The 16,673-nt window shown below is 77.3% G+C and carries 5 protein-coding genes and 1 pseudogene (1 of these 6 running past the window's edge); 4 read left to right on the top strand and 2 right to left on the bottom strand.

The features are described 5' to 3' along the window. Positions 1-110 precede the first annotated feature (110 nt). Positions 111-2,933, top strand: coding sequence for an ATP-binding protein (locus ACZ63J_RS20865; protein WP_465402394.1), 2,823 nt, complete (start codon positions 111-113; stop codon positions 2,931-2,933). A 162-nt stretch (positions 2,934-3,095) separates the two neighbouring features. Further along, a pseudogene (locus ACZ63J_RS20860) lies at positions 3,096-3,455 on the top strand (ATP-binding protein); the annotation flags it as partial. Between the two features lie 44 nt (positions 3,456-3,499). Here ACZ63J_RS20860 and ACZ63J_RS20855 read toward each other — a convergent pair. Beyond that, positions 3,500-4,027, bottom strand: a complete 528-nt coding sequence (locus tag ACZ63J_RS20855; protein WP_465402422.1) for a hypothetical protein — start codon at positions 4,025-4,027, stop codon at positions 3,500-3,502. Positions 4,028-4,199: 172 nt separating this feature from the next. On the opposite strand from ACZ63J_RS20855, the gene ACZ63J_RS20850 reads away from it, so the two are divergent. Then, the gene (locus ACZ63J_RS20850) at positions 4,200-5,837 is read left to right on the top strand and encodes a LuxR C-terminal-related transcriptional regulator (RefSeq protein WP_465402420.1); all 1,638 of its coding nucleotides are present in this window, start codon (positions 4,200-4,202) and stop codon (positions 5,835-5,837) included. 4 nt (positions 5,838-5,841) lie between these two features. Further along, positions 5,842-8,490 (top strand): AAA family ATPase, encoded by a 2,649-nt coding sequence (locus tag ACZ63J_RS20845; protein WP_465402396.1) that lies wholly within the window; start codon positions 5,842-5,844, stop codon positions 8,488-8,490. 412 nt (positions 8,491-8,902) lie between these two features. Here the strand turns inward: ACZ63J_RS20845 and ACZ63J_RS20840 are convergent, their stop codons facing one another. Then, a protein-coding gene (locus ACZ63J_RS20840; protein ID WP_465439561.1) for an SDR family NAD(P)-dependent oxidoreductase crosses the window boundary here: on the bottom strand, positions 8,903-16,673 show its final stretch. The gene runs 19,580 nt beyond the window's last position; 7,771 of the gene's 27,351 nt are visible here — the last part of the coding sequence; the start codon falls outside the window, past its right edge; it ends in the stop codon at positions 8,903-8,905.

Raw genomic sequence — 16,673 nt, 5'->3', positions numbered from 1 at the left:
ACGAACCGCTCCCGCGCCGAGCCCGGTGCCGCGCGCGCCGGGTGGATGAGCCAGGCTGGAGGCGCCGGCACGGCCCCTCGTCCCGGCGTCCGCGCGGAGACGGGAGAGACGTGGCTCTTCGGAGTGGCTTGCGGGGATCGGCCCGGCCGGGACTGGCCGGCCGGGACTGGGAGCTGGGGGTGCTCGCCGGGCGCGCCCGGGCCGCCGCCCTCGGCGAAGGCCAAGCGGTGTTGCTGCGCGGGCCCGCCGGCATCGGCAAGACGCGGCTGCTGGCGACCGCGCTGGCCGAGCCGGGCCGGACCGCGGCCACCGTGCTCACCGTGACCTGCGCCGAAGACGCCGTCGCCGCCTACGAAGTGGTCCGCGCGCTGTTCGCTCCACTGTGGCCGGACGGCGGCGCCGGGGAGTCCGGCCTGCTGACCGGAAGCGCCCACCTCGCGTTGCCCGCGCTCGTGCCCGGCAGCGGGGACAGCCCGTCCGACACCTATTCGGTCATGCACGGCCTGTCCTGGCTCGTGGCCGGCCTCGCCGCCCGCGGCCCGGTCGTCCTCGCGGTCGACGACGTCCAGTGGTGCGACGAGACCTCCCTGCGCTGGCTCGGTTTCCTGCTGCGCCGCGCCGAAGACCTGCCGGTGCTGGTGCTGGCGGCCCAGCGCACCGGCCCCGGCGAGCCGGGGCCGGAGGAGCTCGCCGAGCTCGGCGCCGCCGCGAACTGCCTGTCCGTCGACCTCGCGCCACTGGCCGCCGGCGCGGTCGCCGAAATCCTGGCGAGCGGGTTCGGCGCGGTCCCGGACCCCGAGTTCACCCGCCGCGCGGCCGAGGTCTCCGGCGGCAACCCGTTCCTGCTCGACCGCGTCATCGGCGCCCTGCGCGGCCACGTGCCCCCGGACGCGGAGCACGTCGGCGCGGTGGACGAGCTCGGCCGCGAAGCCGTGGCGCGCCCGCTGCTGGACCGGCTCTCCCCCGGCGCGCTCGCCGTCGCGCGCGCGATCGCCGTGCTGGGCGGCGAAGACCTCGAGACGATCGCCGCGCTCGCCGGCACGCGGCCCGGGCCGGCGGGGGCCGCCGTGCGGGCGCTGCGGGAGGGCGAGCTGCTCGAGCCGGAGCGGCTGGACTACACCCACGACCTCATCCGCGCGGCCGCGCTGGCCACCGCGGACCCGGCCGAGCTGGCCCGGCTGCGGGAACGCGCGGCCACGCTGCTCAACGACAGCGGCCGCTCCAGCGAGGAGGTCGCCGTCCACCTGCTGGCGCTCGACGGGCCGCCGCGGCCGTGGATGGTCACGGTGCTGCGGGAGGCCGCCGCGGCCGCCGAGAGCCGCGGCGCCCCGGCCGCGGCCGCCCGCTACCTCGGCCGGGTGCTGCGCGCCCACGAGGACGAGGTGCCCGTGCTCGTGCACCTGGCGCGGGTGCTCGGGCAGATCGACCCGGCGACGTCGCTGCGGCACCTCGAGCGCGCCCTCGAGCTCGTCGGCGACCCGCGACGCCGGGTGCCGATCGTGATGCAGTACGTCATGGTGTCGCTGAGCGCGCAGAACGCCCAGCGGTCCTACGCGCTGGCCACCGAGGTGGCCGACGCGCTGGAGGCGGTGATCGGACCCGCGCCCACGGCGGCCGACCGGGCCCTCCGGATGGTCAGCCAGTCGGCGCTGCTGCTGTCCGGCCTGGACGAGAAGGCCACCGTCGTGCCGGTGGGCGAGCGGTTCCGCGACGTCGTCTCGCCGCCGGGTGACACCGCCGAGGAGCGGGACCTGCTCGGCATGCTTTCGTCGCTGGGCACGCTGCAGGGCCGTCCCGCCGCCGAGGTCGTCGCGCAGGCCGGCCAGGTGCTGCGCATCGGCGACGTCGCCCCGGGTGGCTGGGCCGTGCTGAGCGCCGTGCTCACCCTCTACCTCGCCGACCACCCCGAGCCCGCGCTCGCCGCGATCACCGGGGTGCTCGGCCACGCGCAGCGCCGCGGGGAGGCCTGGACCTACGTCCTGGGCACCACCATCCGCTCGCTGATCCACCAGTTCTCCGGCAACCTCGCCGACGCGCTGGCCGACGCGCAGTACTCGTTCGACGTCATCACCCAGGAGCGCTGGGCGCCGGGCATCGCCATGCCGCAGACCGCGCTCGGCTCGCTGCTGGTGCGCCAGGGCGACCCGGCGGGCGCGGAGGCGGCGCTCGCCGCGATCGTCCGGCCGCGGCTCGAGGACTTCACGCTCGAGTACCACTGGTACCTGGTGGCGAAGGCGCGGGCCCGGGCCGCACTGGGCGACGTCGACGGCGCGCTCGCCGGGTTGCGCACCTGCGGGGAAAGCCTGGCGGGCAACGGGATCGGCAATCCGGTGCTGGCGCCGTGGTGGTACGAGTCGGCCGAGCTGCTGGCCGGGCTCGGCCGCACCGCCGAGGGCGAGGCCGTGCTGGACTCCGTCGAGCCGGCGGTCCGCCGCTGGGGCACGAACCGGGCGCTGGGCATGCTGGAGACGGCACGCGGGGCGCTGGCCGACGGCGACGCGGCGATCGAGCGGCTGCGGACGGCGGCCGGGCTGCTGGCGGACTCACCGGCCAAGGTGGAGCAGGCGAAAGCGGAATACCTGCTCGGCCGCCGGCTGCTGGCACGCGGCGACGCCGAGGGCGCGCGCGAGCGGCTGCGCCGGTCGATCGACCTTTCCGTGCTCAGCCGGGACAAGCAGCAGCTCGGGCTGTCGTTGCCGGCGCTGGCCGAAGCGGGCGGCCGGATGCGCCACGGCACGGGCTCGCCGTCGGACGCGCTGAGCGGCAGCGAACGGCGCGTCGCCCAGCGCGCGGCCGAGGGCGCGACCAACCGCGAGATCGCCGAGTCGCTGTTCATCACCCAGCGCACGGTCGAGGTCCACCTGACGAGCGCGTACCGCAAGCTCGGCATCGGCGGCCGCGCCGAACTGGCGGAAGCGTTGCGCGACCACTGAGTCACGGTTGGTCGCGGTTTGCCCGGCTGTGCCCGCGAATCCTGGTCAAGCGGGCAGAGCTCCCGGCCCCGCTCGACGGCTCGCCGCCGTCGCTCCCGCGGCGGCTTAGGCTGCGGTCCAGCCCCAGGTCGACGTCGACCGGCCGGCGGAGGAGGTCGTCCCGTGCGCGAACCGCGTCTCGTCGGCCGGGAACGCGCGACGACCGCGCTCGGCGACTTGGTCGCGGACCTCGCCCGCGGCCGCGGCGCGACCGCGGGCATCTCGGGCGCCCCGGGCACCGGCCGGACGGCCCTGCTGGAGTGGGCCCGCCCGGCCGCCCTGGCATCCTGCGTCCCGGACGGCGTCCCGTTCGGCGCGGTGACCCAGCTGATGGCGGTTTTGTGGCCGCCGGCCCGTTTTGCCGAGCTGCTGAGCGAGTGCTTGGACAACCGCGAACGGGCGGCCGCTGTTCTGTGCGACGCGTTCACGTCGCTGGCCGGCGGACGGCCGTTGGTTCTGGCTCTCGACGACCTGCAGTGGGCGGACGAGTGGTCGCTGCGCTGGTTCGCGGCGATGGCGGAGCGGACTCACGACCGAGGGATCCTGCTGCTGGCGACGGGGTACGAGCCGTTGGCTTTCGGGCGGCGGATTCCGTTGGCGCCGTTGACCGAGGACGAGACGGCGGTGCTGGTGCGGGAGGTGCTGGGTGAGCTGCCGCCGGAGGTGATGGCGGCGGTCCTGGATGTGGTGCGGGGGCGGCCGGCGGTTCTGCGGGAGCTGGCTGCCGAGTGGGCGGCGGATGCAGGACAGGCATCGGCCTCGGCATCGGCATGGACCCCAGCGCCGACCTCGGGACAGGCAACGGCATCGGCCTCGACCCCAGCAACGGCACCAGCACCGGCATCGACCGCAGCGGCGACCTCAGCACCGGCACCGGCACCGGCATCGACCCCAGCGGCGACCTCGGCACCGACATCGACCCCAGCGGCGACTTCAGCACCGGCACCGGCATCGACCGCAGCGGCGACCTCGGCATCGGCATCGGCATCGGCATCGGCATCGACCTCAGCCTCAGCGGCGACCAAGCACGGCATGGCCACGCACGGCATGGCCACGCACGGAACCGCAACCGCACGCCCAGCCGCGAAGTGGGCAGCGGAAGCGAGCGAACCGCCCGCGCACTGGCGCCCGGACCGGATCGCCGCGACCGGACAAACACTGGCCGCCGCTCGTGCCGCCCGGATCCGCCGGGGCCTTCCCCCCGATGCCCTGGCTCTCCTCCGGGGCATGGCCGTCTCCGGGCGGCTCGGCGCCGGCGCCGCCGCGGCGCTCGCCGGGCTCGCTCCCGACGCCGTGCCCGCGGCCATGCGCGCCCTCGACGCCGGCGGCCTTGTCGAGGACCCGCGGCCGGCCGATGTGCTCGCCGAGCTGACCGGCCCGGACCGCGCCGCGCTGCTGCGGCGGGCGGCCGAGCTGGCTCACCGGAGCGGGGCGGGGGCGCTCGTCGCCGCGGATCTGCTGTGGGGGGCTCCGCCCGTCGGGGAACCTTGGGCGCGGGCGGTGCTCGTCGAGGCCGCCGAACAGTCCGCGGCCCAGGGCGACGCCCCCGCGGCCGCCGAGGCCCTGCGCCGCGCGCTGGCCGAGCCCGGCGGACCCGCGGACCGGGCCGCCGTTCTGCTCCGGCTGGCGTCGGCGGTGGTCCGCCGCGAACCCGGGCACGCCGACCGGCGGCTCGTCCAGGTGCTGACCGAACTGCCGCACCTGCCGGCCGCGACCACGGCCGCCGACCTGCTCCTGGCCCGTGGTGACGGCGAGACAGTGCACCGGCTGGTCACCGGCGAACCCGCCCGGGCCGCCCTCGCGTGGCTCGCCCGGGCAGACGCGGCGGTCGAACCCGAGTGGCCCGGCAGCGAAGACGACGATCCCGCCGTCGCCGGGGCCGCCGCGTTCCGGCTGGCCGTACGCGGGGAAAACCGGGCCCGCGCGCTCGAACTCGCCGAACACGCCCTCGTCGTACGGGAAGACGCGCCGCTGATGCCGCGCGTCGCCGCCTGCCGGGCGCTGCTCTGCGCCGGGGCGGTCGAAGCGGCCGTCGACGGGCTCACCGTCGTCGTCGCGGCCGCGCGCCGGCGGGACGCGCGGGCCGCCGCCGCCCGGGCCCTCGTGGACCGCGCCGCCGCCGCGCTGCGGGCCGACCGGCCGGAGGACGCCCTGCCCGATCTCGCCGCCGCCGACCGGGAGCTGCCCGTGCGGTGCTGGCACCCCGCCGCCGTCCCGTTCCGGCTCGCCGTCGAGCTCACCGCGCGGCTGCGGCTCGGCCGGCTCGACCAAGCCCGCGACGTCGCCGCCGAGGAGCTCCGCGGCGACGGTCACGGGGTGTCCACGGCGTTCCTGCTGCACGCCGAGGCGGAGCTCGCCCTCGCCGACGACGACCCCGAGACCGCGCTCGCCGCGGTCCTCGAATGCGGCCGCGTGCTGCGGTCCCGGGGCTGGGTCAACCCGATGGTCGCCGGGTGGCGCACGACGGCGGCCCTGGCGCTGCGCCGTCTCGGGGACACCGCCGCGGCCGTCGCGCTGGTCACCGAGGAGATCGAGCTCGCCGAGCGCTGGGGCACCGCCGCCGCGCTCGAAGCGCTGCGCGACCGCGCGGCCGCCGGCCCGCGCCGTGCCGTCCCCTCGCCGCGCCCGCCCGCCGACCCGCTGCCCGCGCCGCGGTTCCCGCAGCGGCCGGACACGCTCTCCCCCGCCGAACGCGACGTCGCCGAGCTCGCGGCGCGCGGGCTCGCCAACCGCGAGATCGCCCGGGAGCTGTCGATCGCGCTGCGGACCGTCGAGCTGCGGCTGACCAAGGTCTACCGCAAGCTCGGGCTCAAGGGCCGGACCGCGCTCGCGGACCGCTGGACCACCCGGGCGCCGGGAGGCTGATCCGGTGCTGGTCGAACGCGAAAGCCAGCTGGCTCTGCTGGACGACGCCGTGCGCGAAGCCGGCGGAGTTGTTGCGGTGCAAGGGGAAACCGGCGCCGGCCGCTCGGCGTTGCTGCGGTGGCTGGGCCGCACGGCCGCGGACCGCGGCGCGCGGGTGCTGCGCGCCGGGGGCGCCCCCGCCGAGCGGGACCTGCCGTTCGGGGTGGTGCGCCAGCTCGTGCTGCCGCTGCTCGACGACCCGTGCGGGGCCGCGCTGCCCGCGCTCGCCGGGCGGATGGTGCGGACGCTGGCCGGTCCGGTCCCGGACGGCGTCGACGAGGTTCCCGTGCTCCACGGCCTGCACGTCCTGCTGGCTTCGCTGGCCGAGCGCGAGCCGGTGGTGGTCGTCGTGGACGACCTGCGGTGGGCCGACGCGCTTTCGGTGCGCGCGCTGGGTTTCCTCGCCGGCCGGCTGCGCGGGACGCGGGTGCTGCTCGGGGTCGTGCTGCCGGACACGCCGCGGGCGCCGGTCCTGCGTGAGCTCGACCGGACCGCGCGGCGCCGGGTGCGCGCGCTGCCCCTGTCCCCCGCCGGCTCGCGCATTGTCACCGACGCGCGGATCGGCGCCGGCGCCGCGGCGGAGTTCGCCGCTGCCTGCCACGACCTCACCGGCGGCCGGCCGAAGGACCTGGGCCGGCTGCTGGACCGCGCGTTCGCCGACCGCCTCACCGGCGCGGCCGCAGACTGCGCCCGGCTGCGCGAGCTCGGCGCCGCCGCGCACCGCGACCGGCTGCGGCTGCTCGTCCGGCGCGAGCCGGCGGTCGAGGCGTTCGCGCGGGCGGTGGTGGTGCTGGGCCGGCACGCGGAGCCCGCGCTCGTCGCAAACCTGGCCGGGCTGGACGACGCCGCGTGCGCCGAAGCCCGCGCCCTGCTGGGCGGGACCTGGCTGGACACCGCGGCCGACGGCCGGCTGGTGCCGGAGCCCGCGCTGGTGCGGGTGGTCGAGGAGGCGTGGTCCGCGGCCGGCGCCGCCGAGGCGCACCGGGCCGCGGCGGCTTTGCTTACAGCGCAAGGGTTTCCGCCCGAGGACGTGGCCGGGGCCGACCCGCCCCGCGGCACTCTCCCGTGGGCGGCGCGGCACCTGCGTCGGGCGCTGCTCGACGTGCCGCCCGGGCAGCCGGGGCGGGCCCGGCTGCTGACCGAGCTGGCCGCCGCCGAGCCGGATCCCCGCGCCGCCGTGCGGCACCTGGTCCAGGCGGCGCCGCTGCTGCCCGCCGGCCGAGAGCGGGCCGAGGCGGTCGCGCGGATCCCGCTGACCGCGGCCGCGCGCGGACCGCTGGTGACCGAACTGGTCCGGACGGTCGGCGACGCGGCCGTCCCGGACGGCTCCGACCTGGCCCACCGCCTGGAAGCCCGGCGGTGGTTCACCGCCCTCGAGGACCCGGCCCGGCTCGCCGCGGCCGCGGACCGGCTGCGGGAGCTGCCGGCCCGGCCGGGCGGCGGCGGTGAACGGGAGCTGCGGGCCGTGGTGCTGCTGGCCGCCACGCTCGGCGGCCGGATCACCGCCGCCGAAGCCGCCCGGCAGGCCGCGGTCCTGCTGGACCACGAGCCCGCGCGGACGGTCCGCGCCGGGACCGCGCTGCGGATCGTCCCGCTCGTGCTGACCGCCGCGGGCCGTCCGGACGCCGTCGCGCCGTGGCTGGCGTCGGCGGGCGGGCCGCGGGCGACGGCGGCGACCCGGGTGCTCGTCGACGTCCACCGCGCGCTGGCGCTGCTTTCGCGCGGGCGGTTCACCGAGGCCGGGGAGCCGGCGGAACGGGCGTTCCGGGCGGCCGACCCGGGCGGTTACGACGTGCTGGCGCTGCCCGCGACGACGCTGGCGCTGGTCGCGGACTCCGCGCGCAGCAGGGACTTGGCCCGGCAGGTGCTCGACGGGCTGCCCGAGGACGACGACCTCGCGGTGTTCGCGGTCCGCCGGGGGCTGCTCGGGATGCTGGCCGCCCGCGAGGACCCGGAGGCGGCGCTGGCGCAGTTCCTCGACCGCGGCCGGCTGCTGGACCGGGCGGGCTGGCGCAACCCGGCGATCTACGCGTGGCGCGGCTCGGCGGCGCTGCTGGCGCGGCGGCTCGGCCACGCGGAGCAGGCCCGGCAGCTGGCCGAGGAGCACCACCGCCACTCCGTCGCGTGGGGCGCGCCGGCGATCCTCGGCCGGTCACTGCGGATCCTCGCGGTCCTCGCCGAGCCGCGGCGCGCGGTGGAGCTGCTGCGGGAGGCCGTGGACCTGCTCGACGGCGCCCCGGACGAGCTCGAGGCGGCCAAGGCCAGCGCCGACCTGGGCACGCGCCTGCGCACGACGCACCCCGAGGCGGCGCGCCGCCTGCTGGCCCGCGCCCAGCAGCTGGCCGAAAGCTGCGGCGCGGGCCGCCTGGAAGCCCGCGAGGACGGCACGTTCCGCCAAGCGGACCGCCCCCGCCCGCCGGCCGAGCTCACGGCGGGCGAGGCCACGGTGGCCCGCCTGGCCGCCGGCGGCCGCACGAACACCGAGATCGCCGACGAGCTCAGCATCAGCCGCCGCGCGGTGGAGAAGCATCTGACGAGTTTGTATCGCAAGTTGGAGATCGATGGACGCGCGCAGCTGGGGGCTGTGTTGAGCGCTCGGCCGGCCGCGGGGTGAGCGGGGCGGTCGGCCGCCGCGGGGGACCGACCCTTCCGGGCAGCCCGGCCGCGGGTTGAGAGGGACGGCCGCCCGCAGCGAGCAGCCGACCCCTTCCGCACAGCCCAGCTGGGCGCCACCCGGCCGGCCACGGGTTGAAAGCGAGGGTCACCCGCCGCGAGTAACCGGCCCCTTCCGCGCAGCCCGGCCGCGGGGTGAGCGGGACGGCCGCCCGTAGCGAGCAGCCGACCCCTTCCGCGCACCTCGGCTGGGCGCGTTCTTGAACACTCGCCCGGCAGCGGGCGGAAGGGGGCGGTCGCCCGCGAGCGACCGACCCTTCCACGCAGCTCGGCTGGGCGCGTTCTTGACCACTCGCCCGCGAGCGACCGACCCTTCCGCGCAGCCCAGCCGGGCGCTCGAGCACCCACCCCGCTCAGTCCTCCGCGCCCAGCTTCTCGTCCAGCAGCGCGAACATCTCGTCGTCGCTGGCGTCGGTGAAGTCGACCTCCGTCACGTCGTCTCGGGCGGTCCACGTGCCGCGGACCCGATCCAAACCGGCCGTGATCTCCTCGCGGGCCTCCGCGTCGATCACCGTGTCGCGCAACGCCTCCTCCAGCCGGGCCAGGTCGGCGAGGATTGCCTGCTCCGGCTTGTCGTCCGGGGCCAACAACTCCGCCAAGTACCCCGCCAGCTCGCGCGGGGTCGGCTGGTCGAACGCCACCGTCGCCGGCAGGGCCAGCCCCGTCACCGCGCTCAGGCGGCGGCGGAGCTCGACCGCCGTCAGGGAGTCGAAGCCCAGCTCCGAGAACGCCTGGTCCGGGCCGACGGCGTCCTGGTCGCCGTGCTCCAGCACCACCGCCACCGCGTCCGCGACGACGGTGAGCAGCAGCTCGATCCGCTCCGTCCCGCCGAGCCCGGCGAGCCGGGACGCCAGGTCCGGGACGGCGGCGGCCGGGGTCCGCCGAACCGGGACGAGCGCCCGCAGCACCGGGGGCACCTCGTCCAGCGCCCGCAACGCCGGAAGGTCGAGACGCACCGGAATCACCAGCGGGTCCGCGCCCGCCCGCACGGCATCGAACGCGGCGAGACCGTCTTCGGGGGCCAGCAGCCCGACGCCGGCGCGGGCCAGCCGCCGGATCTCCGCTTCGGGCAGGGCCGCCGTCATGCCGGTCTCGGCCGTCCACGGGCCCCACGCCAGCGACACCGCGGGCAGGCCGCGGCGCTGCCGGTGGACGGCCAGCGCGTCCAGGACGGCGTTCGCGGCCGCGTAGTTCGCTTGGCCGGCCCCGCCGAACGTGCCCGCCAGCGACGAAAACAGCACGAACCCCGCGAGGTCGCGCCCGGCCGTCAGCTCGTGCAGGTGCCGGGCGCCGTCGGCCTTGGGCCGCAGCACGGTGTCGAACCGCTCCGGCGAGAGCGACCCGACCACGCCGTCGTCCAGCACCCCCGCCGCGTGCACGACGGCGGTGAGGTCGAGCTCGGCCAGCACCGCCTCGAGCGCGGCGCGGTCGCCGACGTCGCACGCCTTCACCTCGGCTCGCGCGCCCAGCTCCGCCAGGTCGTCGAGGAGCCCGGGCTCGGCCCGCCCGGACCGGCTGACCAGCACGAGGTGCCGGTGCCCGCCGGCCGCCAGGCGACGCGCGACCAGCGCGCCGAGGCCGCCGGTGCCGCCGGTGACGAGCACCGCGCGGTCCCGGTCCCATTCGGCGCCGGCTTCGCCCGGCGTGGCCCGCCCGACCCGCGGAACCGAAACCATTCCGTCCATAATGGACAGCTCAGGTTCCCCGCACCCGAGGAAGTCTTGTGTGGACAGTGATCCGTCGGAGTCGACGAGCACGAACCGGCCCGGGTTCTCCTGCTCCGCGGAGCGCACCAGGCCCCAGACGGCGGCCGCGGCGAAGTCTTCGCCGTCGAGCGCGCCACGGGTCCGCAGCACCAGCTTCGAGCCGGCGAACCGGGCCTCGGCCAGCCACGTCTGCACGAGCGCCAGCACGTCGGCCGTGACGGCGCGCAGGTCGGCTCCCGCCGGGACGGCCACCTCGGCGAACTCGCCCACCACGGGCAGCTCGGCCAAGGCGTACCCGGAAACCCGGACGACGTCGGCGGGCGCGGGGGCGACCGGTGTCCAGTTCAGCCGGTAGAGGTGCGCGGCCCGCAGCTGCCCGGCTTCGCGGACCGTGAGTCCCTCGGCGGAGGCCACCGGCGCGCCGGACCTGTCGGCAATCTCCAGCGCGACGCTGTCCGGCCCGGCCGGTGCCAGCCGGACGCGCAGGTCCGTCGCCCCGGGCCGGTGCACCGACACCCCGCGCCAGGTGAACGGCAGCGCGGGCGGCGCGTCCGGATCGGCAATCAGCTTGCCGTGCAGCACGGCGTCGAGCAGCGCCGGGTGCAGGCCGAAACCGCCGGCGTCGTCGACGCGGACCTCGGCGAACAGCTCGTCGCCGCGCCGCCACAACGCTTTCAGGCCCTGGAACGCCGGGCCGTAGGCGAACCCGCGGTCGGCCAGAGCATCGTAGGCACCGGCCACTCCGACGGCGATCGCGTCCGCGGGCGGCCAGTCCCCCACCGCGAAGTCCGGCGCCGCGTCCGGGGTGAGCACGCCGGTCGCGTGCCGGGTCCATGAGCCGTCGTCGCCGCACGAGTGGATCTCCACCGGGCGGTGGCCGCTCGGGTCGGGCGCGCCGACGGCCACCTGCACGGTGACGCCGTCGGTGAGGACAAGTGGCGCGAGCAGGGTCAGGTCGCCGACGCGCGCGCAGCCCGCCTGGGCGCCGGCGTGGCGGGCCAGTTCGAGGAACACCGTGCCGGGCACGAGGTTCGTCCCGAAGACGACGTGGTCGGTCAGCCACGGCTGCGTCGAAGCGGACAGCCGGCCGGTGCTGACGAGCGTCCCGGTGCCCGCCACCTCGACGGCCGCTCCGAGCACGGGGTGCCCGTCCCCGCGCGGGGCCGCGGCCGCCCGCGCCGGCGGCCAGAACCGCCGGTGCTCGAACGGATACGCGGGCAGGTCGGCTCGCGGCCCGTCGGCGGGCCAGCCGACGTCGACGCCGGAGACGTGCAGCCGGGCCAGCGCCGTGAGGAACGTCCGGTCCTCGGCGCGGTCGCGGCGGGCGAGGGGCACCACGGCCGCGTCCGGCACGTCGACCAGACCGGACAGCACGGCGTCCGGGCCGACCTCGACGAACCGCGTGACCCCGGCCGTGGCGAGCCGCTCGAGCGCGTCGGCGAAGCGCACGGCGTCGCGCACCTGCCGCACCCAGTACGCCGGGTCGGTCACGTCGCCCGCGGCGACCATCGGAATGCGGGGCTCGGTGAAGGTGAGGCCGGCGACGACGTCCCCGAAGCCGGCCAGCATCGGGTCCATCAGCAGCGAGTGGAACGCGTGCGAGACGCGCAGGCGCCGCTGCTTGCCGAACTTGCCCGCGACCGCGGTGACGGCGTCTTCGAGCCCGGACAGCACCACCGACGCGGGCCCGTTGACGGCCGCGAGGTCGACACCGTCGCCCAGGAAGGGGCGGACGTCGGCTTCGCCGGCCTGGACGGCGATCATCACGCCGCCCTCGGGCAGCGCGCCCATCAGACGGGCGCGGGCCGAGACCAGCGTGCAGGCGTCGTCGAGGGTCAGCACGCCGGCGACGTGCGCCGCCGCGATCTCGCCCACCGAGTGCCCGGCGACGAAGTCCGGCCGCACCCCCCACGACTCGAGCAGCCGCGCCGCGGCGACCTCGAAGGCGAACAGGCCGGGCTGGGTGTGTTCGGTGCGGTGCACCCGGTCGTCGGCGAGCGCGGCCCGGACGTCGGGCGCGAACCGGCCGAGGACCTCGTCGAACGCCGCCGCGAACACCGGGAACCGCGCGGCCAGCTCGCGGCCCATGCCCGGCCGCTGCGCACCTTGCCCGGAGAACAGGAACGCGGTCGAGCCGGCGCCGGCCACCCCTTCGACGACCTCGGCGGACGGCTCCCCGGCGGCGAACGCGGCCAGTGCGGCGGCGGGCCGCTCGGAGACGACGACGGCCCGGTGCGCGAACTTCGGCCGCCGGGCCAGCGCCCGGCCCACCGCCGCCGCGGGCAGTGCGTCCACTGTGGACGCAAGCCGGGCCGCATGCGCGCGCAGCGCCGCGGTCGAACGCGCGGACAGCGGCCAGACAACGGGCCCGGCCGGCTCCTCGGCCGGCGCGGGGGTTTCAGCGGCCTGCTCGATGATCACGTGGGCGTTCGTGCCGCTGATGCCGAACGACGAGATCCCGGCCCGCCGCGGCCGCGCCGCCGAGGGCCAGTCGCGGGCTTCGGCGACCACCTCCACGGCACCTGCCGTCCAGTCCACCTGGGACGACGGCGTGCCGCTGTGCAGGCTGGCCGGGACGACGCCGTGGCGCATCGCCTGGATCATCTTGATGATGCCCGCCACCCCGGCCGCCGCCTGGGTGTGCCCGATGTTCGACTTCACCGACCCGAGCAGCAGTGGGGTTTCGCGGTCCTGGCCGTAGGTGGCCAGCAGCGCCTGCGCCTCGATCGGGTCGCCCAGCGCGGTGCCGGTGCCGTGTGCTTCGACGACGTCGACGTCCGAAGTGGACAGTCCGGCGCCGGCGAGCGCGGTGCGGATGACCCGTTGCTGCGACGGGCCGTTCGGGGCCGTGAGGCCGTTCGACGCCCCGTCCTGGTTGACCGCGCTCCCCCGCACCACGGCCAGGATCCGGTGGCCGTTGCGGAGCGCGTCGGACCGCCGCTCCAGGACCAGCAGGCCGACTCCCTCGGACCAGCCGGTGCCGTCGGCGTCGTCGGAGAACGCCTTGCACCGGCCGTCCGGGGACAGCCCGCGCTGCCGGGCGAACTCGACGAACGTCGCGGGGGTCGCCATCACCGTCACCCCGCCGGCCAGCGCCAGTGAGCACTCGCCGGACTTCAGCGCCTGGCTCGCCCAGTGCAGCGCCACCAGCGACGACGAGCACGCCGTGTCGACGGTGACCGCCGGGCCTTCCAGCCCGAGGGTGTAGGCGACGCGGCCGGACGCGACGCTCGGCGCGCTGCCGTTGCCCTGCTGGCCTTCGTAGCCGCTGCCGGCCAGCAGGCCGCCGTAGTCGCTGTACATCACCCCGGCGAACACCCCGGTCGCGCTGCCGCGCAGCGTCGCCGGGTCGATGCCCGCGTGTTCCAGGGCCTCCCACGACGTCTCGAGCAGCAGGCGCTGCTGGGCGTCGGTCGCGACGGCTTCACGCGGGCTCATGCCGAAGAACGCGGCGTCGAAGTCCGCGGCTCCGGTGAGGAACCCGCCGGCCCGCGCGTAGGTCGTGCCCGGGTGGTCCGGGTCCGGGTCGTAGAGCGCGGCCAGGTCCCAGCCGCGGTCGGCGGGGAACGGGCCGATGGCGTCGCGGCCGGCGGCGACCAGCTCCCAGAGCTCGTCGGGCGACGCCGCGCCGCCCGGGTAGCGGCAGCCCATGCCGACCACGACGACCGGGTCGTCGTCGGCGGCGCGGACCGCGCGAGCCTCGGCCGCGGGCGCGTCCCCGCCGAGCAGCTCGGTCAGCAGGAACGCGGTGAGCGCCGCGCTGTTCGGGTGGTCGAACACCAGGGTGGTGGGCAGCCGCAGCCCGGTCGCGGTCGCGAGCCGGTTGCGCAGTTCGACCCCGGTGAGCGAGTCGAAGCCCAGCGCGGAGAACGCGCGGCCGGGTTCGACGGCCGTGCGGTCGGCGTGCCCGAGCACCGCCGCGACGTGCGTGGCGACCAGGTCGACGACGACGTCGTGGCGGCCGGCTTCCGGCAGCTCCGCCAGCCGCGCCGCCAGCTCGCCCGCGGCGGCGGCCCGGCGGCTGGTCGCGCGGACCAGGCCACGCAGCGGCGCGGCGACCTCGCCCGAGGCCGTGGCGGCCGGGCGGACCGGCACCAGGGCCGGGATCCCGGCGGTGACGGCGGTGTCGAACAGCGCGAGGCCGTCCTCGGCGGTCAGGGCCGTGATCCCGGCCCGCGCCATCCGCGCCACCTCGGCGTCGCCCAGCTCCGCGGTCATGCCGCCGACGCCCGCCCAGGGGCCCCAGGCGAGCGAGACGGCGGGCAGCCCGCGGGCGGCGCGGTGCTCGGCGAGCGCGTCGAGGTAGGCGTTGGCGGCGGCGTAGTTGGCCTGCCCGGCGCCGCCGATCGTGCCGGCGACCGAGGAGAACAGCACGAACCCGGCGAGGTCCGCGGTCAGCTCGTGCAGCAGCCACGCGGCCTCGGCCTTCGGGCGCCAGACGCGGTCGAGCCGGGCGTCGGTCATCGTCTCGACGGTGCCGTCTTCGAGGACACCGGCCGCGTGCACGACGGCGGTCAGCCGGTGGCCTTCGAGGACCGCGGCGAGCGCGGCGCGATCGGTGACGTCGCACGCGGCGACGGTCACCTCGGCCCCGGCGTCGGTCAGGTCGGTGACGTCGGCCCGGCCACCGCGGCTAAGCAGCAGCAGCCGGCGCATGCCGTGCACGGTCACCAGGTGCTTCGCGAGCAGGCGGCCGAGACCGCCGGTGCCGCCGGTGATGAGGACGGTGCCGTCGGGGTCCCAGCCCAGCGGGGCGGGTTCGGCGGCGGCCTTCGCGAGCCGCGGGACCTCGACGACGCCGTCGCGCACCCGGGCCTGCGGCTCCCCGGCGACCAGGTCGATGTCGGCCGGGTCGGCGCAGTCGACGAGCACGAACCGGCCCGGGTGCTCGGACTGCGCCGCCCGGATCAGGCCCCACACGGCGGCCGCGGCGAGGTCGGAGCCGTCGGTGGCGCCGGTGGTGTGGAAGACGAGCTCGGCGTCGCGGGGTTCGGCGAGCCAGTCGCGGACCAGCTCCAGGGCCCGCGCGGGGCCGTCGGCCGTGACCACGACCCGCTCCGGGCGGTCGCCGCGGGCCGGGGTGGCCGGGACCCAGCCGAGGCGGAAAAGCGCCTCCTGGGCGCGGGTGCGGGCGGCGGTCGCCGGCCGGAAGGTCACCGCGTCGACGGCCGCGACCGGATGGCCGTCACCATCCACAAAGGACAGTGAGACGGCGTGTTCGCCGGCCGGGGTGATCCGGACGCGCACCAGCGACGCGCCCTTGCTGTGCAACCGGATCCCGCGCCAGCTGAACGGCACGTGCGGCCGGGCGTGCCCGGCGGTGAGGGCGACGGCGTGCAGGGCGGCGTCGAGCAGCGCCGGGTGGATCCCGAAAGCCGCGGGCGGCTCGTCACCGAGGCTCAGCTCGGCGAAGACCTCGTCGCCGTGGCGCCAGGCGCGGCGCAGGCACTGGAACGCCGGACCGTATCCGAGGCCCAGCGTGGCCAGCCGGTCGTAGGCGTCACCGAGGTCGAGTGGTTCGGCGCCGGCCGGGACCACCACGGTCCCGGTCGTGGCGGCGGTGTCCGGTTCGAGGACGCCGGTCGCATGCCGGGTCCAGGCCCCGCCGTCCCCTTCGGCCCGGGCGAACACGTCGAAGTCGCGCAGCCCGTCTTCGCCCGGGGCGGCGACGCGGACCTGCAGGTGCACGGCGCCGTCCGCCGGGACGACGAGCGGCTCGACGACGGTCAGCTCGCGCACGGCCGCGCCGGCGTGCAACGCCAGTTCGGCGAAGGCCGCGCCGGGCAGCACGGTCGTGCCGAGGACCGTGTGGTCGGCCAGCCACGGCTGGGCGGCCGGGGAGATCCGGCCGGTGTACAGCTGCCCGGCGCCGTCGGCAAGGTCGACCGTGCCGCCGAGCAACGGGTGCGCGGCCGCGGTGAGCCCGAGGCCGGCGGCGTCGCCGGTGGCCTGCCGTGCCGCCGGCCAGAACCGTTCGTGCTGGAAGGCATACCCCGGCAGCGGGACCGCGCGGCCGTCGGCGAGGCCGTCCCACCCGACCGGCAGGCCGGCCGCGAAGAGGCGGGCGAGCGCGGTGCGGAAGGCGCGGGGTTCGTCGTGGTCGCGGCGCAGCACCGGCACGACGAGGGCGTCGTCGTCGCCCGCGGCGAGCCCGGCGAGGACCGCGGCCGGGCCGACCTCGACGAACTTGTCGACGTGCCACGCCCGCAGGGCGCGCAGGGCGTCGGCGAAGCGGACCGTGTCACGGACCTGGCGCACCCAGTACGCGGGATCGGTGACACTTCCGTTCGCCACCACGGGAATCGTCGGTTCGTGGTAGGTCAGCCCGGCGGCGACTTCGCCGAACTCGGCGAGCATCGGGTCCATCAGCGACGAGTGGAAGGCGTGCGAGACCGGGAGCCGCTTGGCGTCGCCGAAG

Source organism: Amycolatopsis sp. NPDC104863 (assembly GCF_055582965.1).
This window is presented reverse-complemented; position numbering and strand designations above follow the sequence as displayed.

Bases quoted from the DNA above. Each gene is read 5' to 3' on its own strand.
- ACZ63J_RS20850 (WP_465402420.1), top strand. From the start codon at position 4,200: ATGGCCGTCTCCGGGCGGCTCGGCGCCGGCGCCGCCGCGGCGCTCGCC.